Annotated in this window: 22 protein-coding genes; 15 read left to right on the top strand and 7 right to left on the bottom strand. The window is 63.8% G+C overall.

From position 1 onward, the window contains the following. Positions 1-182: 182 nt before the first annotated feature. The 4 genes from ugpB to LBW87_RS23640 all read left to right on the top strand — a co-directional run bounded on the left by ugpB (position 183) and on the right by LBW87_RS23640 (position 4,434). On the top strand, positions 183-1,490 hold the full coding sequence (gene ugpB, locus LBW87_RS23655; RefSeq protein WP_225203934.1) for a sn-glycerol-3-phosphate ABC transporter substrate-binding protein UgpB: 1,308 nt from the start codon (positions 183-185) through the stop codon (positions 1,488-1,490). A 116-nt stretch (positions 1,491-1,606) separates the two neighbouring features. Then, positions 1,607-2,491: a sn-glycerol-3-phosphate ABC transporter permease UgpA gene (gene ugpA, locus LBW87_RS23650; protein WP_225203933.1), complete on the top strand. Its 885-nt coding sequence runs from the start codon at positions 1,607-1,609 to the stop codon at positions 2,489-2,491. Further along, positions 2,488-3,339, top strand: a complete 852-nt coding sequence (ugpE, locus tag LBW87_RS23645; protein ID WP_225203932.1) for a sn-glycerol-3-phosphate ABC transporter permease UgpE — start codon at positions 2,488-2,490, stop codon at positions 3,337-3,339. Before ugpA ends, ugpE begins: the two co-directional genes overlap by 4 nt. A 15-nt stretch (positions 3,340-3,354) precedes the next feature. Then, positions 3,355-4,434 carry a sn-glycerol-3-phosphate import ATP-binding protein UgpC gene (locus LBW87_RS23640; protein ID WP_225203931.1) on the top strand — a complete coding sequence of 360 codons (1,080 nt, stop codon included), beginning with the start codon at positions 3,355-3,357 and terminating at the stop codon, positions 4,432-4,434. Between the two features lie 28 nt (positions 4,435-4,462). Here LBW87_RS23640 and LBW87_RS23635 read toward each other — a convergent pair whose 3' ends face one another. Then, positions 4,463-5,413, bottom strand: coding sequence for a LysR substrate-binding domain-containing protein (locus LBW87_RS23635; protein ID WP_225203930.1), 951 nt, complete (start codon positions 5,411-5,413; stop codon positions 4,463-4,465). 170 nt (positions 5,414-5,583) lie between these two features. On the opposite strand from LBW87_RS23635, the gene ppk2 reads away from it, so the two are divergent. After that, a complete protein-coding gene (ppk2, locus tag LBW87_RS23630; protein ID WP_225203929.1) occupies positions 5,584-6,495 on the top strand; it encodes a polyphosphate kinase 2 in 912 nt (303 codons plus the stop codon). 95 nt (positions 6,496-6,590) lie between these two features. Here the strand turns inward: ppk2 and LBW87_RS23625 are convergent, their stop codons facing one another. Together LBW87_RS23625 and LBW87_RS23620 are read right to left on the bottom strand one after the other, a co-directional pair. Continuing rightward, positions 6,591-7,127, bottom strand: coding sequence for a hypothetical protein (locus LBW87_RS23625; RefSeq protein WP_225203928.1), 537 nt, complete (start codon positions 7,125-7,127; stop codon positions 6,591-6,593). Further along, positions 7,063-7,446: a hypothetical protein gene (locus tag LBW87_RS23620; protein WP_225203927.1), complete on the bottom strand. Its 384-nt coding sequence runs from the start codon at positions 7,444-7,446 to the stop codon at positions 7,063-7,065. Before LBW87_RS23620 ends, LBW87_RS23625 begins: the two co-directional genes overlap by 65 nt. On the opposite strand from LBW87_RS23620, the gene LBW87_RS23615 reads away from it, so the two are divergent. The 4 genes from LBW87_RS23615 (at position 7,434) to LBW87_RS23600 (ending at position 11,835) form a co-directional block, all read left to right on the top strand. Continuing rightward, the gene (locus LBW87_RS23615; RefSeq protein ID WP_225203926.1) at positions 7,434-8,600 is read left to right on the top strand and encodes a metallophosphoesterase; all 1,167 of its coding nucleotides are present in this window, start codon (positions 7,434-7,436) and stop codon (positions 8,598-8,600) included. The two genes, LBW87_RS23620 and LBW87_RS23615, sit on opposite strands and share 13 nt — an antisense overlap. Positions 8,601-9,101: 501 nt before the next feature. After that, complete coding sequence (locus tag LBW87_RS23610) at positions 9,102-9,749, top strand: TetR/AcrR family transcriptional regulator (RefSeq protein WP_225203925.1); 648 nt, start codon at positions 9,102-9,104, stop codon at positions 9,747-9,749. Further along, the gene (locus LBW87_RS23605) at positions 9,746-10,786 is read left to right on the top strand and encodes an NADP-dependent oxidoreductase (RefSeq protein ID WP_225203924.1); all 1,041 of its coding nucleotides are present in this window, start codon (positions 9,746-9,748) and stop codon (positions 10,784-10,786) included. The genes LBW87_RS23610 and LBW87_RS23605 overlap by 4 nt, the downstream gene beginning before the upstream one ends. Before the next feature lie 38 nt (positions 10,787-10,824). Beyond that, complete coding sequence (locus LBW87_RS23600; RefSeq protein ID WP_225203923.1) at positions 10,825-11,835, top strand: LLM class flavin-dependent oxidoreductase; 1,011 nt, start codon at positions 10,825-10,827, stop codon at positions 11,833-11,835. Between the two features lies 1 nt (position 11,836). On the opposite strand, the gene LBW87_RS23595 is transcribed toward LBW87_RS23600, so the two are convergent. From LBW87_RS23595 to LBW87_RS23580, 4 genes are read right to left on the bottom strand one after another with little or no spacing between them, the layout of a single operon-like run. Beyond that, positions 11,837-12,655, bottom strand: a complete 819-nt coding sequence (locus LBW87_RS23595; protein WP_225203922.1) for a GntR family transcriptional regulator — start codon at positions 12,653-12,655, stop codon at positions 11,837-11,839. A 34-nt stretch (positions 12,656-12,689) separates the two neighbouring features. After that, a complete protein-coding gene (locus LBW87_RS23590; RefSeq protein ID WP_225203921.1) occupies positions 12,690-13,907 on the bottom strand; it encodes an amidase in 1,218 nt (405 codons plus the stop codon). A 20-nt stretch (positions 13,908-13,927) separates the two neighbouring features. Continuing rightward, complete coding sequence (locus LBW87_RS23585; RefSeq protein WP_225203920.1) at positions 13,928-14,884, bottom strand: polysaccharide deacetylase family protein; 957 nt, start codon at positions 14,882-14,884, stop codon at positions 13,928-13,930. A gap of 11 nt (positions 14,885-14,895) precedes the next feature. Then, a complete protein-coding gene (locus LBW87_RS23580) occupies positions 14,896-15,342 on the bottom strand; it encodes a nuclear transport factor 2 family protein (protein ID WP_225203919.1) in 447 nt (148 codons plus the stop codon). 209 nt (positions 15,343-15,551) lie between these two features. On the opposite strand from LBW87_RS23580, the gene LBW87_RS23575 reads away from it, so the two are divergent. The 6 genes from LBW87_RS23575 (at position 15,552) to LBW87_RS23550 (ending at position 24,688) form a co-directional block, all read left to right on the top strand. After that, positions 15,552-16,739: an ABC transporter substrate-binding protein gene (locus tag LBW87_RS23575; RefSeq protein ID WP_225203918.1), complete on the top strand. Its 1,188-nt coding sequence runs from the start codon at positions 15,552-15,554 to the stop codon at positions 16,737-16,739. A 60-nt stretch (positions 16,740-16,799) separates the two neighbouring features. After that, the gene (locus LBW87_RS23570) at positions 16,800-17,678 is read left to right on the top strand and encodes a branched-chain amino acid ABC transporter permease (protein WP_225203917.1); all 879 of its coding nucleotides are present in this window, start codon (positions 16,800-16,802) and stop codon (positions 17,676-17,678) included. Beyond that, positions 17,675-20,212, top strand: a complete 2,538-nt coding sequence (locus tag LBW87_RS23565; RefSeq protein WP_225203916.1) for a branched-chain amino acid ABC transporter ATP-binding protein/permease — start codon at positions 17,675-17,677, stop codon at positions 20,210-20,212. The genes LBW87_RS23570 and LBW87_RS23565 overlap by 4 nt, the downstream gene beginning before the upstream one ends. Before the next feature lie 9 nt (positions 20,213-20,221). Then, complete coding sequence (gene hpxZ / locus LBW87_RS23560; protein ID WP_225203915.1) at positions 20,222-20,620, top strand: oxalurate catabolism protein HpxZ; 399 nt, start codon at positions 20,222-20,224, stop codon at positions 20,618-20,620. Between the two features lie 55 nt (positions 20,621-20,675). Continuing rightward, positions 20,676-22,259: a gamma-glutamyltransferase family protein gene (locus tag LBW87_RS23555; protein ID WP_225203914.1), complete on the top strand. Its 1,584-nt coding sequence runs from the start codon at positions 20,676-20,678 to the stop codon at positions 22,257-22,259. Positions 22,260-22,597: 338 nt separating this feature from the next. Then, positions 22,598-24,688: a diguanylate cyclase domain-containing protein gene (locus LBW87_RS23550; protein WP_225203913.1), complete on the top strand. Its 2,091-nt coding sequence runs from the start codon at positions 22,598-22,600 to the stop codon at positions 24,686-24,688. Positions 24,689-24,894 lie beyond the last annotated feature (206 nt).

The following is a 24,894-nucleotide window of genomic DNA, read 5'->3' as shown; positions in this document are numbered from 1 at the left end:
CGGGCAACTCAGGCTGACGATTTCCTGACGACGCGATCCCGTTGCGCGGGATGTGAGGACACGAACATATTATTTTCGTTATGGCCGTCGTTTTATGTGGAGGGCCGGTCGGGAAGCGCCCGATGTAACAGAGTTGTCATGGTGCGTTGTTAGCATCAAGACCCTTTTGTGGAGGTCTCTTGATGAAACTCAAAACATGGATCGCGACCGGCGTGCTGGCATCGATCACTTCTTCCGCCTTCGCCGCGACTGAAATCTCGTGGTGGCATTCGATGACGGGCGCGCTCGGCGAGCGTGTCAATGCATTGGCCGACGAATTCAACAAGGGCCAGTCCGACTACAAGGTAGTGCCGGTCTACAAGGGCACCTATGACGAATCGATGGCCGCCGCCATTGCCGCCTATCGCGCCGGTAACGCCCCCGACATCCTGCAGGTGTTCGAGGTGGGCACCGCCACCATGATCTACGCCAAGGGCGCGGTCAAGCCGGTCTACGAGGTGATGCGCGAAGCCGGCGAGAAGTTCGACCAGTCGGCCTATGTGCCGGCCGTGGCCGGGTACTACTCCACCCCCAAGGGCATGATGTCGTTCCCGTTCAACAGCTCCACCACCATCATGTTCTATAACAAGGACATGTTCGCCAAGGCCGGCCTGGATCCTGAAAAGCCGCCGGTGACCTGGCAGGAATTCGTCGGCATGGCGGCCAAGATCAAGGCCAGCGGCGCTGCCTGCGCCTACACCACGACCTGGCAATCTTGGGTGCAGCTGGAGTCATTCTCGACCTGGCACAACGTCGAGCTGGCATCGAAGAACAACGGCTTCGGCGGCCTCGACGCGCGCCTGAAATTGAATAGCCCGCTGCATGTGCGCCACATCGAGAACCTGGCCAACTGGTCCAAGCAGGGTTACTTCACCTACGCCGGTCGCAAGGACGAAGCCAACGCCAAGTTCAATGCTGGCGAATGCGCCATGATCACCGGCTCGTCCTCGGCCTATGCGGATATCCGCAAGAACGCCAAGTTCAAGTTCGGTGCGGCCATGCTGCCGTACTACAACGATGTCCAGGGCGCACCGCAGAACACCGTCATCGGCGGCGCTTCGCTGTGGGTCATGAACGGCAAGAAGGCGGTCGACTACAAGGGCGTGGCCAAGTTCTTCACCTTCCTGTCGCAACCGGAAGTGGCCGCCAAGTGGCACCAGGAAACCGGTTACCTGCCGGTCACCAAGGCCGCCTACGAGCTGACCCAGAAGTCCGGTTTCTACGAGCGCAATCCGGGCACCGACGTCGCAGTGCGCCAGATGATCGTCAAGACCACCGAGAAGTCGCGTGGCCTGCGCCTGGGCAACTACGCCCAGATTCGCACCGTGTTCGACGAAGAACTGGAAAACGTCTGGACCGGCAAGAAGACGCCCAAGGATGCGCTGGATTCCGCCGTCAAGCGCGGCGACGAATTGCTGGTTCGTTTCGAGCGCGCCAACAAGGGGCAATAAACGCTAGCCAGGCAAGAGCGCCGGTGCCGGCCAGGACGCATCCTGCGATGCGATCTGGCCGGCATTCGGCTTTTTCTGCCGTGTCCTCCATTTTTGTCTTCTGTCGGTAAACCATCGTGGAAAAACGTGCAAGATTCAAGTCGACCTGGCTGCCCTACGCGCTGGTCGCACCGCAGATCCTGGTGACCGTGCTGTTCTTCTTCTGGCCGGCGGTGCAGGCGCTGTACCAGTCGGTGCTGTTGCAGGACGCCTTTGGCGGCTACTCCGAATTCGTCGGCCTCGAAAACTTCGCCGCCCTGTTCGGCGATCCGACCTACCTGCAGTCGTTCCAGACCACCGGGATTTTCTCGCTGCTGGTGGCAGTCCTGGGCATGAGCCTGTCATTGCTGCTGGCGGTGTTCGCCGATCGCGTGCGGGCCGGGGCCGCGCTCTACAAGACCTTCCTGATCTGGCCCTACGCGGTGTCGCCGGTGGTGGTGGGGGTGTTGTGGATGTTCCTGCTCAGTCCCTCGCTGGGGGTCTTGTCGCACCTGCTGGGGCGACTGGGCATCAGCTGGGACTACATGGTCAATGGCAATCACGCCATGATCCTGATCGTCATCGCCGCCGTCTGGAAACAGATCAGTTATAACTTCCTGTTCTTCCTGGCGGGCCTGCAATCGATCCCGAAGTCGCTCATCGAAGCGGCCGCCATCGATGGCGCCGGGCCGGTGCGCCGCTTCTTCACCATCGTGCTGCCGCTGATCTCGCCGACCACCTTCTTCCTGCTGGTGGTCAACGTGGTCTATGCGTTCTTCGACACCTTTGCCATCGTCGAGGCCACCACGCATGGCGGCCCCGGCAAGGACACCGAAATCCTGGTCTACAAGGTGTTCTCGGACGGCTTCAAGGGGGGCGACCTGGGCAGCGCTGCGGCGCAGTCGGTGGTGCTGATGGCGGTGGTGATCGTGCTCACCGTGGTGCAGTTCAAATACGTCGAGAAAAAGGTCCAATACGCATGATTGAACGTCGTTCCATCCTCGATGCGATCAGCCATCTGGTGCTGATCCTGGGCGCGCTGGCGGTGATCTTCCCGCTGTATGTGGCTTTTGTCGCCAGCACCCAGACTGCCGAGCAGTCGGCCATGTCGCCGATTTCGCTGGTGCCGGGTAGCGAGTTGCTGGCCAACTACGGTATGGTGCTGTTCCAGGGCGCCTCCGGCCAGGTGAGCGCGCCACCGGTGTTGAACATGCTGTGGGTCAGCCTGGTGACGGCATTGGTGATTGCCGTGGGCAAGATATCGATCTCGATGCTGTCGGCCTTCGCCATCGTCTACTTTCGTTTTCCGGGTCGCAATTTCTTTTTCTGGATGATTTTCGTGACCCTGATGCTGCCGGTGGAGGTGCGCATCACGCCGACTTACCAGGTGGTGTCCGACTTCGGCATGCTCAATAGTTATGCCGGCCTGACGGTGCCGCTGATCGCTTCGGCCACGGCCACTTTCCTGTTTCGCCAGTTCTTCCTGACCGTGCCCGACGAACTGGCCGAGGCCGCCCGCATCGATGGCGCAGGCCCGCTGCGCTTCTTGCGCGACGTGCTGTGGCCCTTGTCGCGCACCAATGTGGTGGCGCTGTTCGTGATCATGTTCATCTATGGCTGGAACCAGTACCTGTGGCCGCTGATGATCGCGACCCGCCAGGACATGTATCCGATCGGGATCGGCATCAAGACGCTGATTTCGGGCGGCGATTCGGCGGTCGAATGGAACATGGTGATGGCGACCATGATCCTGGCCATGCTGCCGCCGGGCCTGATTGTCGTGGTGATGCAGAAATGGTTCGTCAAGGGCCTGGTCGATTCCGAAAAATAAACTTTACGAGCGCATATGGCAGCTATCCAATTCAGGCAGGTCCGCAAGACCTACGGTCACGGCAGCAAGGCGGTCGATGTCATCCATGGCATCGATGCCGAGATTGCCGACGGCGAATTCATCGTGATGGTCGGGCCTTCGGGCTGCGGCAAGTCGACGTTGCTGCGCATGGTGGCGGGGCTGGAGGAAATCAGCGACGGCCAGATCATCATCGGTGAGCGGGTGGTCAACGAACTCGAACCGGCCCAGCGCGACATCGCCATGGTGTTCCAGAACTATGCGCTGTACCCGCACATGACGGTGCGCGAGAACATGGCCTATGGCCTGAAGATCCAGCGCCTGCCCAAGGCCGAGATCGACCAGCGGGTGCAACGCGCCGCAGCCATCCTCGAACTCGACGCCTTGCTGGATCGCACCCCGCGCCAGCTCTCCGGTGGCCAGCGCCAGCGGGTGGCGATGGGGCGCGCCATCGTGCGCAAGCCGGCGGTGTTCCTGTTCGATGAGCCGTTGTCCAACCTCGATGCCCGGCTGCGGGTGCAGATGCGCCTGGAAATCCAGAAGCTGCATGCCAGCCTGCGCACCACCAGCCTCTACGTCACGCATGACCAGGTCGAAGCCATGACGCTGGGGCAGCGCATGATCGTGATGAACCGTGGCGTGGCCGAGCAGATCGGCACGCCCGCCGAAGTCTATGCGCGTCCGGCAACCACCTTCGTGGCCAGCTTCATCGGTTCGCCGCCGATGAACCTGCTGCAGGGCAGGCTCACCTCGGATGGCTCAGGGTTTGAAACGGACGGCGGCGAGGCGCAGGTGCGCCTGCCGCAAGCGCTGCCAGCGGCGGCCCGACAGCCGCGCATCATGGGTGTGCGTCCGGAGCATCTGCGACTGGTGAGCGAGGGTGGGTTGGCGCGGCTGGAAGTCGAACTGGTCGAGGCGCTGGGCGCCGAACTGCTGGTGCATGCGCGCTGCGGCAAGCAGGCGGTGGTGCTGCGCTGCGCTGCCAATGTCGCCGTTGCCAGCGGCCAGCACATCGGCGTGGATTTCGACGCCGCCGACGTGCACTGGTTTGATGTGGAAAGCTTGCGCCGGATGTGACTCGGCAAGAGCGACCGGTGATGCGGGATCAACCCGTCACCGGCACCACCGCATCGGCCAGCATGTCCACGCCCGGCAGGTTACAGGCCCGCACCGCTTCCTGGACCGCTTCGATCGCCGCCTGGCGGGTGAAGCTCTTGCGCCAGGCGATGACGACCCGGCGCGACGGCGCTGGCGCCACGAAGGGCACGTAACGCACCATCCCCTCGTTGGCGTTGATGTCGGTGATGGAGGCGCGCGGCAATACGGTCACGCCGATTCCCGACGACACCATGTGACGGATGGTTTCCAGCGATGAACCTTCGAAGGTGCGGGCAATGCCATCGCCGTTGGTCGAGAAGCGCGACATCTCGGGGCAGACTTCCAGTACCTGGTCGCGGAAGCAGTGGCCGTTGCCCAGCAACAGCATGGTCTCGGTCTTGAGTTCGCGCGCATCGATGCTGCTGCGATCGGCCCATTTATGCTGGCGCGGCAGGGCCACCACGAATTCTTCGTCGTACAGCGGCAGCACGTTGAGACCGTGCTCGGGGAAGGGCAATGCCATGATGGCGGCATCGAGTTCGCCCTGGCGCAGCAGTTCGATCAGGCGCGTGGTGAAGTTCTCTTGCAGGATCAACGGCATCTGCGGCACACGCTCGATCATGGTCTTGACCAGCGATGGCAGCAGATAGGGGCCGATGGTATAGATGATGCCCAAGCGCAGCGGGCCCGACAGCGGGTCCTTGTTCTGGTTGGCGATTTCCCTGATGGCGGCCGTCTGTTCGAGCACGCGCTCGGCCTGCGCCACGATCTGAGAACCCAGCGGCGTGACCGAGACTTCGTTGCCGCCGCGTTCGAAGATGATCACGCCTAATTCATCTTCCAGTTTCTTGATCGCGACCGACAGCGTCGGTTGTGCCACAAAACAGGCTTCGGCAGCATGGCCAAAGTGTTTTTCGCGGGCGACTGCCACGATGTATTTGAGTTCAGTGAGTGTCATTCTGTTACGCCAGATTCGATGTGCAGACTATAGCCTATTTTCAACAGTGCGGTTTCGGCCGGGCCGCCGCCTCCTGTCACGGCTTCGTCATATTCGAAAGGTATGTTGTCAGCCACTTTTCGCGACCCGATCAACGGTGCGCCCGCATATTACCTTGCAGAGAGGCAACAATGGAAAACGAAGAACTGATCAGGCGCATTCACCGCGAGCTGGCCGACAGCTACGATGAAGAGATGGAGCTGGAGCTCGAGGACCGTACCGTCGATCCGGTTACCGGTGAGATCGCCAGCGCCCACGGCGATGCCGAGCGCCAGTATCGCCAGCAATATTTCCGCGAGCTGTTCCGGCTGCAGGGCGAACTGGTCAAGCTGCAGGACTGGGTGGTGCAGACCGGACACAAGGTGGTGATCGTGTTCGAGGGCCGGGACGCGGCCGGCAAGGGCGGCGTGATCAAGCGCATTACCCAGCGCCTCAATCCGCGCGTGGCACGGGTGGCGGCGTTGCCGGCGCCGAACGATCGCGAGCGCACGCAATGGTATTTCCAGCGCTATGTCTCGCACCTGCCGGCGGCCGGCGAAATGGTGCTGTTCGATCGCAGCTGGTACAACCGCGCTGGCGTGGAAAGGGTGATGGGCTTCTGCAACGACGAGCAGTACGAAGAGTTCTTCCGCTCGGTGCCGGAATTCGAACGCATGCTCACGCGTGCCGGCATCCAGGTGATCAAGTACTGGTTCTCGATCACCGACGAAGAGCAGCACATGCGCTTCCTGTCGCGCATCCACGACCCGCTCAAGCAGTGGAAACTGAGCCCGATGGACCTGGAGTCGCGCCGCCGCTGGGAGGACTACACCAAGGCCAAGGAAGTGATGCTGGAGCGCACCCATATCCCCGAGGCGCCGTGGTGGATCGTGCAGGCGGTGGACAAGAAGAAGGCGCGCCTGAACTGTATCCAGCATCTGCTGCAGCAGATGCCTTACGGCGAGGTGCCGCATGCGCCGGTGATCCTGCCGGAGCGTGAGCGCCACGAAGACTACGAGCGTCATCCGGTGCCCGATACGATGATCGTGCCCGAATTCTATTGAGGGCAGGAGATCGCCAGGTGGTAGTTGCCACTGGCGTCGGGCAATGCAAAAAGGCCGGAAATCTTCCGGCCTTTTTCGTGGGCTTGCAGGGCGAACTAGAAGTGCTTCTCGATGACTTCGCCGAAGGCCTGCTCGGCCGTCTTGCCCTGGAGCATCAGCGCGCTGATCTCGTCGGAGTGCAGATTGATTTCTTCAGGCAGGGTGGCGCGGTTGGCCTTGTAGTAGGCGTATTTCTCGCCATCGATGGCTTCGCGCGCGCGGGCCGCTGCGGTGATCGGACGTGCGCCGGCGGTGCTGCTGCGGGTCGATGCCGCACGCGGCGAGCGCGTGGTGCTGCGGGTGCTGCCACCGGCTGCGATCAGGCGCTTGATCTGTTCGAGCGTGAAGATCGGGGTCACGTTGCCGGCGCCGAATTCTTCTTCTTCGGCACGGTGCAGATGGTGATTGCCATCGAACGCCATCTTCTTGTCGAAGGTGTTGATGACTTCGTAGTGCGGCTTCTGCACTGAACCGAACAGGCTGAAGCGCACGCGGTCGCCATAGGCCGCCATCTGGGTGGTCACACCGTTAAGGTATTCCGATTTGATTGCCTCGACATTGCCATGCCAACGCTTGGTTTTGCTTGAACTCAAAATAACTCTTCCAATCTTCCAATGATGCAATGCGCGCCTGTCCGGCAAGATGCCGGGCCGACGAGGCGTCGGCGGCGCGGATTTGAACGAATCGAGGCAATATTATCCTCCTCTGTTCGTCTTCTTGCATGATTTGCCGGTTTTTTTCTTCAAAACAGGCCCTGAAGGCCGTGTGCCGCGTCGTTAATCCCGTGCGATCGGCGGCCATTTTGATTGAAAAACAAGTAATTGACACGATATTGTTTTCTTGATGGCAATAATTCGCCATTTCTCCGCTGTCCCACTTTGATGAAAAGAAAACCTTCCATGCGTCGCTCAAGTGTCGGTGTTGTTGTCTTCCTTGCCCTGCTGGCTGCACTGCACGGCTGGATCGGCTGGCAATTGTTGCCTGCGCTGGGCATCGCTGCTGGCTGGCAACTGGCGGGTGCCTTGGTGTTGCTGATCTCGGTATTGATGATGCCGGCGGCCCTGATGGCGCCGTACCTGAAGCGGCGCGGATGGGCCGAGCGTCACACCGACCGTGTCGCGTGGATCGGCATGCTCGCCATGGGGGCCTTCTCATCAGCTCTGCTGCTGACGCTGCTGCGGGCGCTGTTGCTACAGGCCGCGCCATGGCTTGACCTGCCGCCGTTGCAACTGCGCGAACTGGGCACGACTTCGGCCTGGCTGGTATTGGCATTGACGGCAGCGGCCACGGTGATCGGCCTGCTCAACGCCCGGCGCACCGCTGCGGTGGTGAATGTCGAAGTGCAGATCAGCGGATTGCCGCCGCAACTGGAAGGCTTCACCATCGCGCAGATCAGCGATATCCATGTCGGCCCGACGATCAAGCGGCCCTACCTGCAAGCCATCGTCGACAAGGTCAACGACCTTCAGGCCGATGTGGTTGCCATCACTGGCGACCTGGTCGATGGCAGCGTGGCGCAGCTGGCCGCGCATACGGCGCCATTGGCCACATTGCGCGCGCGCCATGGCAGCTATTTCGTCACGGGCAACCACGAATATTATTCGAACGCCCATGAATGGATCGTTGAAGTCCAGCGTCTCGGCCTGACGGTGCTGATGAATGAACACGTGGTGCTGCGCCATGACGGCGCCAGCCTGGTGCTGGCGGGCGTGACCGATTTCACGGCGCATCACTTCGACCCGGCGCATCGCAGCGATCCGCATGCTGCGATCGCCAATGCGCCGGCCGGCAGTCCGCGGATCCTGTTGGCGCACCAGCCGCGCAGCGCCGAGGCGGCGGCAGACGCCGGCTTCGACCTGCAACTGTCGGGGCACACCCACGGCGGTCAGTTCTTCCCGTGGAATTTCTTCGTGCCGTTGCAGCAGCCCTATGTGGCGGGACTCAAGCGGCTGCATCGCCTGTGGGTCTATGTCAGCCGTGGCACCGGCTACTGGGGGCCGCCCAAGCGGCTGTGGGCGCCGTCCGAAATCACGCTGTTGCGCCTGACCGCGGCGCGGTCGTCCTGAACGGCCGTCAATAGGGCGGTGTGGTTTGCAAAGTGCAGCATTCTCGGTTCATTTCGATGGAGCAGAATACGTACTCGCGGCTACCATCGCCGTTTTTCTTCCCCGGAGCGAGGAGCGAGACTGACGTTGGCGCCGCGTGCACTGGCAGGTTCGCCCCGATCCAAGTCAGTTCATGCGCAACCCATTTCGGCAACTGCTCTGTGTCACCGTAACGACGCTGGTGCTGGTCGCAAGCGAAGAGTCGCCTAGTGTCAGGTCCTTGCCTTCGATGCTGCGGGCAGCTCTCCATCGTCCGCCTGTTCGTCGTCCGGCCCAGCGTGCGTTTCAGCTGCGCCGCACGCCGATACGCAGCATGCCACTGCGGCGAGCCCGCGTGCGCCACCATCGCGTGTCTTCCGCCGCCCGTGATCGCTGCCCGCCGAAATCATAAAAAAAGCTGCTGTAAAAGGTAAGAAAAAGCGGTCTTAGACGACCGGTCTAATTATTCGGTAGAATGGCCCGATGCGGGAAAACTACCTCGACACCAAACGCAGCATCCTGATGGCTGGCCGCGCGATCATCGCGCAGAAGGGCTTCAGCGGCGTCGGCCTGTCCGAAATCCTGACGGCCGCCGCGATCCCCAAGGGCTCGTTCTATCACTACTTCGGTTCCAAGGAAGATTACGGGCGCGAGCTGATCCAGCACTACGTCGACGGCTACCAGGCCGTGCTCGACCAGGTGCTGGGCAGCGATGGCGCCGCGCGCGGCAAGAAACCGCCCAATGCCCGCGACAGGCTGCTGACCTACTGGGGCTACTGGCTCGAGAGCCAGTGCTGCGCCGAATTCGAGCAGCGCTGCCTGGTGGTCAAGCTGTCGGCGGAGGTGGCCGACCTGTCGGACGCCATGCGCGATGTCCTGCATGTCGGCACCGGCAACTTCATCGCCCGCATCGCACGTTGCATCGACGAGGGCGTGACCGAAGGTTCGCTGCATATCGCACTGGAGCCGCAGGCCACCGCCACCATGCTCTATCAATTGTGGCTGGGCGCCAGCCTGCTGGCCAAGCTCAGTCGTGACCGCATTCCCATGCAAAGCGCCATGCATGTCACGCGACATGTGCTGGTGCCGCCGGCCAAGCCGTCAACCCTCTCCATGAAAGGACTACCATGAGCGCCAGCCATCCCACCGACAGCATCAACCGCCGCATCGTCCTCGCTGCGCGTCCAACTGGCGCCCCCACGGTCGATCATTTCCGGCTGGAAGAGATTGCCGTGCCATTCCTGGAGCAGGGCCAGATCCTGCTGCGGGCCGAATGGTTGTCGCTCGATCCCTATATGCGCGGCCGCATGAGCGATGCGCCTTCCTATGCGCCGCCGGTACAGATCGGCGAAGTCATGACGGGCGGCGTGGTCTCGCGCGTGGTGGCGTCCAAACATCCCGGATTTCACCCCGGCCAGAAGGTGATGGCCTATACCGGCTGGCAGGACTACGCCGTCTCCGACGGCAGCGGTGTCACGCTCCTGTCGGATACGCTGGCGCACCCTTCCCATGCGCTGGGCGCGCTCGGCATGCCGGGCTATACCGCCTATGCCGGGCTGCTCGATATCGGCGCCCCGCAGATCGGCGAGACCGTGGTGGTGGCTGCCGCCACGGGCGCGGTCGGCTCGATGGTGGGGCAGATCGCGCGCATCAAGGGTTGTCGCGTGGTGGGCGTGGCCGGTGGCCCGCAAAAGTGCCAGCACGCCGTCGAGCAATTGGGCTTCGATGCCTGTATCGACCACCGCGCGCCGGATTTTGCGGCGCAACTGAAGGCGGCCTGCCCGAAGGGTATCGATGTCTATTTCGAGAATGTCGGCGGCGCGGTGTTCGATGCGGTGGTGCCGTTGCTCAACGTGCATGCGCGCATTCCGCTGTGCGGGTTGATCGCCCATTACAACGGCGGTCGCGTCGAGTCCGACGCCAGTGCGCTGTTGCGGCGCGTGCTTACGCACCGGATCCAGATTCGCGGCTTCATCATCTTCGACTATTACGTCAACCGTCCCGACCTGCATGCGGCTTTCCAGCATGACGTCTCGGCCTGGCTGGCCGACGGCAGCCTGCGCTATCAGGAAGACGTGGTGCAGGGGCTTGAAAACGCGCCACAGGCCTTCATCGGCCTGCTGCAAGGCAAGAATTTCGGCAAGCTGGTGGTGCAGGTCTCGTCCTGATTGCGCCACGCTCCGCTCACTTCAACAGGATGTCCCTCATGATTCCATTTTCCGTCCTCGATCTGTCGCCCATCAACCAGGGCAGCACCGCCGCGCAGGCATTCAACAACACCAAGGAGCTGGCCCAACTGGCCGAGCGCCTGGGCTATCGCCGTTACTGGCTGGCCGAACACCACAACATGCCCGGCATTGCCAGCGCCGCCACGTCGGTGGTGATCGGTCATGTCGCGGCCCATACCAGCACCATCCGGGTGGGTTCGGGCGGCATCATGCTGCCCAACCATTCGCCGCTGGTCATTGCCGAGCAGTTCGGCACGCTTGAGTCGCTCTATCCGGGGCGCATCGATCTCGGCCTGGGCCGGGCGCCGGGCTCGGACCAGCGCACCGCGCGGGCGCTGCGCCGCAACCAGGGCGGTGACAGCGCCGAGAGCTTCCCGCAGGATGTGGTCGAGCTGCAGGATTATTTTGCCGAGAGTTCGCCCTACCAGTCGTTGCGGGCGGTGCCGGGCGCCGGTCTGAAGGTGCCGATCTGGCTGCTGGGCTCGAGCATGTTCAGTGCGCAACTGGCGGCCGAGCTGGGCTTGCCGTTTTCGTTCGCCTCGCACTTTGCGCCCGGCTTCATGAAGTCGGCGGTGGAGATCTATCGTTCTCGCTTCAAGCCGTCGGCAGCGTTGCAGAAGCCGCATGTGATGCTCGGCCTGAACGTGTTTGCGGCCGACAGCGATCGCGAAGCCCAGCGTCTCTTCACGTCGTTGCAGCAGCAGTTCATCAACCTGATTCGCGGCACGCCGGGCCAGCTCAATGCACCGATCGACGATATCAGCAGCTACTGGCAGCCCGGCGAGCAGGCGCACGTCGAACGCTCGCTGGCCTGTGCCGTGGTGGGCGATCGCGATACCGTGCGGGAAGGCTTGCAGAACTTCATCGATGACACCGCGCCCGATGAATTGATGATCACCGCGCAGATCTTCGACCATGCGGCGCGCCTGCACTCGTTCGAGATCGTGGCTCAGGTGCGCGAAGAGCTGCAGCGGTGTGTGGCGATCTAAGTTATTCCATACCCAGCATGCGCGCCAGGTTGTTGCCGCTCTTGGAACTGACCAGGTGGATATGTTCTTCCAGCGAGCGCAGGTGCGCATCCATCGCCGCCACCGCGCCCTCGACGTCGCCCCGTTCGATCAGGTCGACGATAAGCGTATGTTCGTCGTGCTCGCAGGCGGCATAGCCGGCTGGCTCATGCAGCGCCACGATCAGCGAGCAGCGCGAGACCAGCTCGCCCAGGTAGCGCTGCAAGGTGGCATTGCGCGACAGCTCGGCCACCCGCATGTGAAATGACGATGCCAGCCGTGCCCAGTGGGTCTGGGCGTAGCTGTGCATCACGTCATGCTCTTCCTTGAGTTGGCGGCGCAGGCGCGCCAGGTCGGCGCGCGTGGCATTGTCGACGGCCAGGCGCATGATGGCCGATTCGAGGGCGCGCCGCGCTTCGAAGATCTCGCGGGTTTCTTCCGGGGTCGGCATGGCGACCACCGCACCCCGGTTGGGCCGCAACTCGACGATGTGCTCGTGCGCCAGTTTCTGCAGCGCCTTCTGCACCACCGTGCGCCCCACCCCGAACAACTCGCACAGCGCCGCCTCGGGCAACTTGGTGCCGGGTGCCAGGCGCTGGCTCATGACGCTGTCGAACACCGAGTTATAGATGCGGCCGATGATGTCTTCGCCGTCGGGCGATACGGTTTCTGCCAGCGTGTCGTCATGGCGCACGCGCGGGCGGCCGGCGCGCTTCGGGTGTTTCTCGGGGGGCGTCGGCGCCGCTTCTGCGGTACGGGAACCGGCACGCTTGCCGGGTTTGCGGAGTGGGGTGTCGCTCATCGTCTTTCACATGGTGTTCGTCGCGCCGGCCTGGTCATTTCACCGCTTGCGCCAATCGGATTGCCAGGCGGATCAGCGCCAGGTCGCTGCCGGCCGGGCCCAGCAATGATACGCCGATCGGCAAGCCATCGGTCGTCTTCAACGGAATGCTTACCTGCGGCAAACCGCACAATCCGGCGATGCTGGTGATACGGAAGGTGCGCGCCCGAACCTGGTCGATTTCCTGCGCGCTGGCGTCGCACAGCGGCGCCACGCTGGCCGCCGACGGGATCACTGCGACGCCGTCCGCCCCCAGCCATGCACGCACCCGCTCACGCACCTGCGCCTGGCGTTGGCGGGCGGCGCTGGCGGCATCGTCACCGGTGGCGCGCGCCATGTCCCAGCGCCCCTGGACGGCCGGGCCGAACTGCGGTCGTTCGCGTTCGATCCAGTCACGGTGGGTTTGCCAGGCATCGTGGGCCGAAGCCGTGATGTAGGTCTGTCTCCATTGTTCAAGTTCTTCGGCCGTGCTCAGGGGCACTTCGTCAGCGCCGCCCAGCAGGTCGCGCAGCGCTGCGTGATAGCGCCTCGCCGGCGCATGGAAGATGTCTTCTGCCTGCGCCAGCACATCCACCGGCAGCAGTGCGCGTCGGAAGTCGAATGCGCGGTCCGGCAGCAGGGCTTGCCCGGCGCGTTCGAAGATATCGGCGTCGCACGCCAGCCAGGTCACGGTATCGAAGGCCGGCGAGAGCGGCGCCATGGCGTCGCAAGACAGCAGGCCGTGCGTGGTGCGCAGGCCCCAGATGCCGCAGTAGCTGGCCGGCACCCGGGTCGAGCCGCCGGTGTCGGTGCCCAGCGCAAAGTCGCACAGGCCGCCGGCCACCGCTGCCGCCGATCCGCTCGACGAGCCGCCCGGAACGCGTCCGGGCGCGGCGCTGTTGCGTGGCGTGCCGTAGTGATGATTGTCGCCATGGATGCTGTAGGCCAGTTCATCGGTGAGGGTCTTGCCCACCAGCGTGGCGCCAGCCGCCAGCAGGGCGTCGACCACCGGGCTGGTGGCGCTTGCCGGTGAGTGGGTGCGCAGCCAGTCCGGATTGCCGGCGCCGGTGGTACGGCCGGCGATGTCGAACAGGTCCTTGGCGGCGAAGCGCAGCCCGGCCAGCGGGCCGTCGGCGGCGCCGTCGATGCGAAAGCGCCCGTGCGGGACGAAGGCGCCGATGCTGTCATCGATATCGAAGGCGTCGACGATGGTGGGAAGGCGGGAAGAATTCAAATCTGACTCCAGTGAGATGATCAGGGACGTAACTGTTCAAGGCCATCGACGTGCTCGCAGATGGCGCCGGGCGTGGCAAACCAGATCTCGCCCCGGTCGCGTGCCGCGCTCAGGTGTTCGAGCGCGGTCCGCAGATGGCGCAGGCGATAGGGCTGGCCCACCAGGTAGGGATGCAGGGCCACGCCCATGACCAGCGGCTGGCGCGCCGATTGTTCGAGCATCTCGTCGAAGTTGTCGACGATCAGGCGGGCGAAATCGCGGCCGTCCATCTGGCGCGCCACGATCATCGGGATGTCGTTGACTTCCTGCGGATAGGGAATCGACCACAGGCTGCCGCCGTTGGCGGTGCGCATGCGCACCGGCTGGTCGTCGTGGCTCCAGTTGAGGTTGTAGCGATAGCCGCTCTGCGCCAGCAGGTCCGGCGTGTGCAGGCTTTCCGAGATCCACGGCGACAGCCAGCCCGACGGCGCCGTGCCGCTCTCGGCGGCAATCCGGGTCCTGCAATGCTGCAGCAACGCCAGTTCGTCGGTGGCCGACAGCGTGCCCTGCTGGCGGGCATTGGTGTGGCCATGGCCGATGATCTCGTCGCCACGCGCCACGCAGGCCGCCACCAGCTCGGGGCAATGATCGTACAGCGCGGTATTGATCAGGGTGCCGCTCGGCAGCCCCAGGCGGTCGAACAGTTCCAGGCAGCGCCAGGCGCCGACCCGGTTGCCGTATTCGCGCCAGGCATAGTTGAGCACGTCGGGTTCCGGGCAGGCCGGGCCGAGACGGGCGCCCAGCCCCTCGCCAAAGGCGAAGTGCTCGATGTTGAAGCCCAGGTACACGGCCAGCCGCGCACCATTGGGCCAGCAATAGTCGGGGCGTTGGTGAATCGCCGAATAATCGAATCGGCCATGGCCGCGCAAGGGGCCAAAGCCGGGCGCTGCGTCTTCGCCAAGCGCGTCCTCGGCCGTCGGGGGCAGGATGGTATGCATCGGGCGCCTCGTCACAGGCTGGCCAGGCCGGCGCGCACCAGCATGCGTTCGGCGCTGTCGTTCCATACATCCATCTGCACGATCAGCCCATGGCTGACCACGTAGCGGTCGACATAGCGATTGCCTTCGAAGGGCTCGCCGTCGGGCCACTCGCCGTGCAGCGTCCCGCGGTTATAGACCACCGCCGATTCCAGCGTGGCGCCGGCCATTACCTCGGTGGCTTCAAAGCGTTTCTTGACCCAGCGATAGCGGGTGGCGTTGAAGGCTGCGCATTGCGCCGGATCGCTCATCTCGCGCGCCCCGGTGAAGCGGATCTTCAGCGCCGGCGAGACCAGGCGCCGGGCGCCATCGGGATCGGGAATCATCAGGATGCGCAGGTATTCGTCAACCAGCGCCGCCGGGTCGTAGGGCAGGGCGGCGGTGGGGACAGGGCTGCCTGATGTTGGTGCGTCGTGCATCATTTTCTCCATTCCTTGCACGCTAACCGTGCATTATTGGTTTCAAAGTGGAATTGATATGGACGGCAATAAGTCGCTGTTTTTGCTTCTAATACTAGATAAATATTGTCGGCAAAAATATCGCTTACTGGTCGCGCTTGGCACAGCCCTTGCATAAGTCATGCCGGGAGCATCAACCAATCAACGAGCCAACCTGGAGGGAAGTCGCCATGATCCGTTTTACCCGCCGTACCCTTATTGCCACCGCCGTCGCCGGCGCCGCCTCGGCCTTGCTGTCTATGCCGGCGCTTGCGGCCGACCCGATCAAGATCGGCCTGGTCACGGCGCTGTCGGGACAATCCGCGCAAGCCGGTGAAGCGCTGACGCGCGGCATGAGCATCGCCATCGACGAGATCAACGCCAAGGGTGGCCTGCTGGGAGGGCGCAAGCTGGAGCTGGTGCGACGCGACGATGAAGGCAATCCGGCCAAGGGCGTGGTGGCGGCGCGCGAACTGATCTTCAAGGAAAAAGTGGCGGTGCTGTTCGGCGGGCTCGATACGCCTGTGTCGATGGCTATCGTGCCGATCATCAACCAGGAGAAGGTGCCCTTCATGGGCCCCTGGGCGGCGGGCACCGGCGTGACCAAGAACGGCGCCAATCCGAACTATGCTTTCCGGGTTTCGGCCGTGGATGAGCAGGTCGACCGCGCCATGTTCAATTACGCACAGAAGACTTTCAAGAGCAGCAAGGCGGGGCTGATCCTGGTCAACAATCCATGGGGCGAATCCAACGAAAAGGGGATCGTCGCCGCGTTGGCTGAAAAAGGCCTGAAGCCGGCTGCGGTCGAGAAGTTCGAAGCCAGCGACGTCGACCTGGTGCCGCAATTGACACGACTCAAGGCCGCTGGCGCCGATACGCTGTACCTGGTCGGCAATGTCGGTCCCTCGGCGCAGGTGGTCAAGTCGCTCGACCGGATGGGCTGGAAGGTGCCGGTGGTCTCGCACTGGGGACCGGCCGGTGGCCGCTTCACCGAGCTGGCCGGCGCCAACGCGAAGAACGTGCATTTCATCCAGACCTTCAGCTTCTTCGGCAAGCTTTCGCCGGTGGGCGAGAAAGTGGTCGCCGAGCTCAAGGCCAAGTATCCCGCCATCAAGGGCCCGGACGACATCACCCCGGCCGTGGGCGTGGCCAATGCCTATGACGGCATGCAGCTGGCGGCGCTGGCCATCACGCGCGCCGGTTCCACCAATGGCGATGCGATTCGCGAAGGCTTCTACAAGATCGATCGCTATGAAGGCCTGATCAAGACCTACGTCAAGCCGTTCAGCCCCACCGTGCACGATGCGCTGCAGTCGGACGACTACGTCTGGGCGCAGTTCATCGACAACCGCATCCTGCCGGTCGGGATGTCGCAGTAACGGCAATCAGTGACCTGCCGCGGTGCGGCAGGATCATGAGGATCAATTCAGGAGAACGGGATGTTGCTGTTGTCGGCACTCATCAGCGGCTTCGGGCTGGGTAGCATGTACGGTCTGATGGCGCTGGGTTTTTACATGACTTATGCGGTCTCTGGCACCGTCAATTTCGCGCAGGGCAGTTCGATGATGCTGGGCGCGGTGCTGTGCTTTACCTTCGCCCAGACGCTGGGCTGGCCGATGTGGCTGGCCGTCGTGCTGGCGCTGGCGCTGTGCGCGCTGTATGGCTTGCTGGTCGAGTTGCTGGCGGTGCGTCCGTTCGCGCGCCAGGGCTCCAATGCCTGGCTGATGTCGACCGTGGCGTTGGGCATCGTGCTCGACAACCTGGTCATGCACACCTTCGGCAAGGAACCGCGCAGCCTGCCTTCGCCGCTGGCGCAGTCGTCGATCGAGGTAGGCGGGATCGGCCTGGGCGTGTATCCGCTGCATCTGCTCATCCCGATCACCGGGCTGGCGCTGGCGGCGTTGCTGCATGGGGTGTCGCGTCGCACCCGCTGGGGCACCGCATTGCTGGCGGTGGTGCAGAACCGTGATGCGGCGCGCCTGATGGGTATCCCGATCACGCGCGCCATTGCCGCCGCCTTCGCGCTGTCGACCCTGCTGGCAGGCGTGGCGGGGGTGCTGATCGCGCCGCTGTTCAATGTCAATGCCGACATGGGCACCCTGTTTGGCCTGAAGGCGTTCGCCGTGGCGATCCTGGGTGGCATCACCAGCGCCTGGGGCGTGATGATCGCCGGTCTGCTGTTCGGTGTCGCCGAAGCGCTGATCACGGCCACGCTGGGTTCCGGGTATACGCAGATCATCACCTTTGCGCTGGTGATCGTGGTGCTGGCGATTCGTCCCAATGGCCTGTTCGGCCGTGCACAGGTGAAAAAGGTATGAACCAACTTTCTCGATCAAAAGGCGCCGTGCGGCTCGGCCTGGGTAGTCCGGGCGCACTGGTGTGGAGTGTGCTGGCACTGATCGGCGCGGCCACGCTGGCGCTGTCGGTCAACAGTTACTACGTCTTCGTGCTGGCCGGCATTGCGCTGGTGGCGATTGTCGGCATCGGCCTGAACGTGCTGCTGGGCCTGACCGGACAGGTGTCGTTCGGGCATATCGGCTTCTATGCCATCGGCGCCTACACGGTGGCGATCCTGACCACCAAGGCGCATTTGAGTTTCTGGCTGGCCTGGCCTGCCGCGGCGCTGGTGGCATGCGCGTTCGGGGTCTTGCTGGCGCTGCCGGCATTGCGCGTGAAGGGGCCTTACCTGGCCATGATCACGATCGCCTTCAGCTTCATCGTGCAGCACCTCATCATCGAATTGCGCGACCTCACCGGCGGCCAGAACGGCATCATGGGCATTACCGCGCCGACGGTCTTCGGCTTGCAGGCCGAACGCGCCATCGCCATTGTTGGCCTGCTGACGGCGGCGGCGGTGCTGGCCTGCTATTGCTGGCTGGCGCGCGGCAGCTGGGGCGCTGCCATGCGGGCGGTGCGCGACAGCGAGACCGCGGCCGAATCGATCGGCCTCAATCCGCTGGTGATCAAGACCGCCGCCTTCGCCATCTCGGCGGCGCTGGCGGGGCTGGCCGGTGGGCTGTTTGCGCCGCTGTCGACCTTCGTCACGCCGGACACCTTCGGCTTCATGCAGTCGATCCTGTTCGTGCTGGTGGTGGTGGTCGGTGGTTCCGGTTCGATCATGGGCCCGGTGATCGGCGCCATCATCGTCGGCGCCTTGCCCGAGCTGCTGTCGAGCATGGAAGATTACCGCCTGCTGTTTTTCGGCGCGCTGCTGCTGCTGGTGTTGTGGATTGCGCCGGACGGCATCACCGGCCTGCTGGCCAAGCTGGCACTGCGCCTGCGCAACCCGGCTGCCGACGATGCGCGCCTGCCGGTTGCGGCGGCACCGAGTGCAGCGTTGCCGCAAGCCACGCGGCGCACCCGGCGTTGCCTGAGCGCCGATGGCTTGACGATGGTGTTTGGCGGCGTGCGCGCCGTCAGCGGCCTGGGATTCGATGTGCCGCCGGCTGCCATCACCAGCCTGATCGGCCCTAACGGCGCCGGCAAGACCACGGCGCTGAACATGCTGTCCGGTTTCTATCGGCCGACCTCCGGCGGTTTCATGCTGGGCGAGGTCGCCCTGGCTGGCCTGCCGGCGTTTCGTATCGCCCGTCACGGTGTGGCGCGGACCTACCAGACTTCGCAGCTGTTCGGCAGCCTTTCGGTGCTGGATAACGTAGCGCTGGCCTGTGCCCGGGGGCGCCTCGGTCATCCCTTGTCGGCCAGCGGCGCATCCAACGCGACCGTGCGGCAGCGCTGCCTGGCGTTGCTCGATTTCTGTGGCTACCGTGGCGACCCCGATGGCATCAGCGCCGACCTGGCGCACGTCGACCGGCGCCTGGTGGAGATTGCCCGCGCGCTGGCCACCGACCCCGATGTGCTGCTGCTCGACGAGCCGGCCGCCGGTCTTTCGCGTGAAGACAAGAGCATGCTGGCCAGCCTGTTGCAGCGGATTGCCGACGCCGGCATCAGCGTGGTGGTGGTCGAGCACGACATGGAACTGGTGATGCAGATTTCTTCCCGCATCGTGGTGCTCGATGCCGGCCAGCGCCTGGCCATCGGTTCGCCCGAGCAGATCCAGAACGATCCGGCGGTGCGCCAGGCGTATCTGGGCGACCAGGCCCAGGCCAGCATCGCCGCCGCGCGCACCGGCGGCACGGCGGGTGCCGAATTGCTGGGTGTGGGGCAACTGGTGACCGGCTATGGCGCCGAGCCGGTATTGCACGGTATCGACCTGCAGGTGCGCAGCGGCGAGATGGTGGCGCTGCTGGGCGCCAATGGCGCGGGCAAGTCGACCCTGATGCGTTCGCTGGCCGGTTTGCATCGCCCATTGCAGGGTGGCATCCACGTCGACGGCGTGAACCTGACCAACCTGCGCGCCGAGCAGATCGTGCGGCACGGCGTGGTGCTGGTGCCGGAGGGACGGCAGGTGTTTCCCGAGTTGACGGTGGCCGACAACATTCGCCTGGGGGCTTTTCTTTATCCACAGGACGTGGAACTGCGCCTGGAAGAAATGCTGCAGCGCTTCCCGCGCCTGCGCGAGCGGCTGCACCAGCGCGCCGGCCTGTTGTCGGGCGGCGAGCAGCAGATGCTGGCGATTGCGCGTGGGCTGATGTCGCGTCCGCGCGTGTTGCTGCTGGATGAGCCATCATTGGGCCTGGCGCCCAAGGTGATCGCCGAACTGTTCGACGCCCTCGACCGTTTGCGCCAGGAAAACATGACCATCGTACTGGTCGACCAGATGGCGGCGCTGGCGTTGTCGCTGGCCGACCGCGCCTACGTGATCGAAGGTGGTCGGGTGGTGGCGCAGGGCAGCGCGGCCGAGATTGCCGCCAACGACGCGCTGGCCAGGGCTTACCTGGGCGCGCATTAAGGAATGATGATGGAACAGACCAATCCCTTTGAAGTCAACCTGCCGCAGGTGGTGGCCGAGGTACAGGCTGCGTTCGGTCGTTACGAAGTGGCGCTGACCACCAACCAGGTCGAGGTGCTGGATGAACTGTTTCTGGACAGCGCTCATACGGTGCGTTATGGCGCCACCGAGAATCTGGTCGGCATGGAACAGATTCGCGCCTTTCGGGTGGGGCGTTCGCCCAGGAACCTGGCGCGCGACTTGCGCAATACCGTCATTACCACCTATGGTCGCGATTATGCGGTGGCCAACACCGAGTTCACCCGTGATGGCGACGCCCGGATCGGGCGCCAGAGTCACACCTGGCTGCGCTTGCCGCAGGGATGGCGGATCGTGGCAGCGCACGTGTCGTTGATGATCGTGGCGTGACACGGCAGAATATCCCCGGTAGCGACGGCATCTAAATACTAATCAGGAGCAAGCCATGTTGTTCAGCAAGACCTGCCTCGGCGGAATGGTCACCGCGCCCCATCATCTGGCGGCACAGGCCGGCGCCAACGTATTGCGCCAGGGCGGCAACGCGGTCGAGGCGATGGTGGCGGCGGCGGCGGCCATCGCCGTGGTCTATCCCCACATGAATGGTATCGGCGGCGACGGTTTCTGGGTCATCAGCGAGCCTGGCCGCGAACCGGTGGCGATCCAGGCCTGCGGCCCGGCTGCCGCCCTGGCCACGCCCGGGTTCTATGGGCAGCATGGCGACGCCGCCATTCCCACGCGCGGCCCCCGGGCGGCGCTGACGGTCGCCGGCGCGGTAGGCGGGTGGGCTGCGGCGCTGGGCCATGCGCAACGCTTCGGCCGGGCCTTGCCGCTGGAGGTGTTGCTGGCGGATGCGATTCGTCATGCGCAGGGCGGGGTGCCGATCACCCGGTCGCAGCATGAACTTACCCGCGACAAATGGCATGAGCTGAAGGACCAGCCCGGGTTTGCCGCCACCTATGCAGCGGATGGCATCCCGCTGCTGGGCGCAGTGCTGAAGCAGCCGGCGCTGGCGGCGACGTTGTCGCGACTGGCCGAAGCCGGCCTGGACGATTTCTATCGCGGCGACCTGGCCGCCACCATCGCGGCGGGCCTGGAGCGGGTCGGCAGCCCGGTGCGCGCCGGCGACCTGGCCGCCTATCGGGCCCAGGTCCTGGCGCCGCTGATGGTGCAACTGAAGTCGGGACGGGTATACAACCTGCCGCCGCCGACCCAGGGCGTGTCGGCGCTGATGATCATCGGGTTGTTCGATCGTCTGGGCGTGAGCGAGGCCGATGGCTTTGAACATATCCACAGCCTGGTCGAAGCGACCAAGCGCGCCTTCATCCTGCGCAACCAGCATGTGACCGACCCGGCGCACATGAGCGTGGACGCCGCCGACTGGCTGCAGGCCGCAGCACTGGATCGCGAGGCCGCGCAGATCGACGCGCAGCGGGCAGCGCCCTGGCCGCATCCGGCCAAGCCGGGCGACACCATCTGGATGGGCGCGGCGGATGCCCAGGGGCGGGTGGTGAGCTATATACAGAGCATCTTCTGGGAATTCGGCAGTGGCGTGGTGGTGCCGGACACCGGCATCGTCTGGCAAAACCGTGGCGCCAGCTTCACGCTCGACGAAGGCGCCAACCGACTGGCGCCGGGCAAGCTGCCGTTCCATACGCTCAATCCATCGCTGGCCCGACTCAATGACGGCCGCACATTGGCCTACGGCACCATGGGCGGCGAGGGGCAACCGCAGACCCAGGCTGCAGTCTTCACCCGCCACGTGCTGTTCGGCCAGAACCTTCAGGCGGCAGTATCGGCGCCGCGCTGGCTGCTGGGGCGGACCTGGGGCGATGTGTCGACCAACCTGAAGCTGGAGGGCCGGATCGCGCCCGGGACCGTCGATGCGCTGCGACGGGCCGGACATGAGATCGAACTGGTGCCCGACTACAGCGACATGATGGGCCATGCCGGCGCCGTCTGCGTGCATCCGGATGGCGTCATCGAAGGCGCCACCGATCCGCGGGCGGACGGTATCTGTGCGGGCGTGTGAGGGCGTTGTCTTTTTACATCTCTGAGACGCACCGTATCGTCGACCTGCGGAATGAGAATTTATTCGCAAAGTCGCTTGCAGAAAGGCTTTTGGCGCGTTATCTGCTGGTGGGAAAAGGCAGCTCTTCAGGAGTGTTTCCGAGTGGAAACCTGGCGATGATGAAATTTCTGAAAGCCGGTGAAAAAAGATGAGCGTTCTGGCAAGATGCGATCTTGAACACGTGCGGCTCGCTGGGGTAGCCGACACGTTCCCTGCCGGATCGCCGCCTGTTGCCCGAATTGAACAAGAAAAAAGTCCCGTCGCCGCCTAATTTATCGTCGCTGATCACGATAGGCGTGATGCTCACCGTGCTGATCACGACCATATCGGTGCTGATCCTGGTGGATCAGTTCACGCGCGGTTACGCACGCGCCGAAGCCGAGACCCGCCTCAAGCAACTGGCGTGGCAAATGCAGGATGCGCTCGAACGCGGCATGCTGGAGCGCCAGATCGACTTGCGCATCCTGGTGGCGCGCCCCTCCATCCGTGAGGGGACCGACGTCCAGCGCATCCGCGAAATCTTCAATGAACTGCAATCCAACGTGCCCAACTATGCCTGGATCGGCATGGCCCGGCCGGACGGCGTGGTGCTGTCCGCCACCAATGGCATCCTCGAAGGCCAAAGTGTGGCCGAGCGCCCCTGGTTCAAGGAGGGGCAGGAGCGCATGTACTCGGCCGATTACCACACGGCCGTGTTGCTCGAAAAGAAGTTGCCGCCACAGGCCGATCCCTGGCGCTTCGTCGACCTGGCGACCCCGGTGCAGGACAAGCAGGGCCGCTATATAGGTGTCATCGGCATGCACTTGTCGTGGGCCTGGGCGCGCGAGATCGCAGGCAAGCTGCTCAATCCGACCGGGGACCGCTACGATGTCGAGGTCTTGATCGTCCGCTCGGACGGCACGGTGCTGCTGGGTCCCAAGGGGCTTGAAGAAACCAGGATCGATACCGAAAGCTTCCGTGCGTCTCAGCGCCTGTCGGCCGGCGGCGCGGTGCTGGAGCGTTGGCCGGACGGACGACGTTATATCACCGGCTTCTCGCACACAGGCATGGATAACCATTTGATGCTCAAATGGAGCGTCATCGTGCGCCAGCCCGAACCGGTGGCATTGCAGGCGTTTCGTGACCTCGAGCAACGGGTCATCCTGGTGGGCGGCCTGATCGGGCTGGTGCTGGTGGTGCTGGCGTACTTCCTGACGCGACGCCTGGTGGCGCCCGTCAATAACCTGTCGGCTGCGCTTGAGTTGCGGGCATCCGGCGTGCAGGATGTGCCCATCCCGCTGGTCAACAGCTATCGCGAAGTGCAACTGCTGTCGTCCACGCTGGTGAGCATGGTCGAGCGCGAAGAGCGTTACCTGCGCGAAGTGCGCTCGCTCAATGAAAGCCTCGAGCAACGGGTGGCCGAACGCACCGGTCGTCTGCACGAAACGGCCACCGCCCTGCAACAGGCGCTCGATACCCAGTATGCCGACCAGATCCGCCTGGAAGAAAGCGCCGCCGAACTGCGCGCGATTCTGGAGAATGCCCAGGATGCCTTCATCGCAGCCGACGAGAACGGCATCATCGTCGAATGGAATCGCCAGGCCGAGTTGCTGCTGGGGTGGAGCCGCACCGAGGCCATCGGTAACAAGATGACCGAGCTGATCATCCCTGTGGACATGCGCGACGCGCACTACCGTGGCATGCAGGAGTTCATCGAGCATGGCACCAGCGTGGTCATCAACAATCGCATCGAGCTGCAGGCGTTGCATCACGATGGGCACGAGCTGCCGGTGGAAATCACCGTGGGGCATGTGCGGCGGCATACCGGACACCTGTTCATTGCTTTCTTGCACGACATCACCGAGCGCCTGGCGTTTCGCGACCAGATGCGCGAGCTGGCGCTGACCGACGTCTTGACCAGTCTGCCCAATCGCCGCGCCTTTTCGGATCGGCTGCCGGAAGCCATGATGCGCGCGCGCCGGGCCAATGAACTGGTGGCGTTGTTCTTCATGGATATCGACGGCTTCAAGGGCGTCAATGATCGTTACGGTCACGAAGCCGGCGACGAGCTGCTGATCCAGTTTGCCCAGCGCCTGCAGCAAGCGGTGCGGGACATCGACACGGTAGCCCGGTTGGCCGGCGACGAATTCGTGGTGATCCTGGAAAACCTGCATTCGCAAAAGGATGCGTTGGCGGTCGCCGAAAAGATTCTTGCCGCCATGCGCGAGCCATTCGAGTTGACGCATTCGACGGTGCAGATCTCGTCGAGCATCGGGGTGTCGGTATATCTGCCCGACGGCGATGGCGAGATCGGCCCCGAAGAATTGCTGGCGATGGCCGACAAGGCCATGTACGCAGCCAAGCGCCTGGGCAAGAATCGGGTGGAACTGGGCAAGATCACCGACGCCTGATATGCCTCGTTTTCTCCCTCCTATATATAGGAGGGAGAAAACGTTTCGCATTGCTCGGCCAAGGCCAGCTCTGGTCGACTAAATTATTTTGCATAATTGTTTAAAAAGTACTTGCACGGTGGTTAGGCCGTTGCTATAGTTCGCCCCCTGCTGACGCAACGCAGAAAAGCGGAGTGAAGAACGAAGCGAAGTTGCGAGCGAAAGCG

Source organism: Herbaspirillum sp. alder98, assembly GCF_020179755.1.
GTDB lineage: Bacteria > Pseudomonadota > Gammaproteobacteria > Burkholderiales > Burkholderiaceae_D > Herbaspirillum.
Note: the sequence above shows the minus strand (reverse complement) of the source record. Positions and strands in the feature narration are given on the sequence as shown.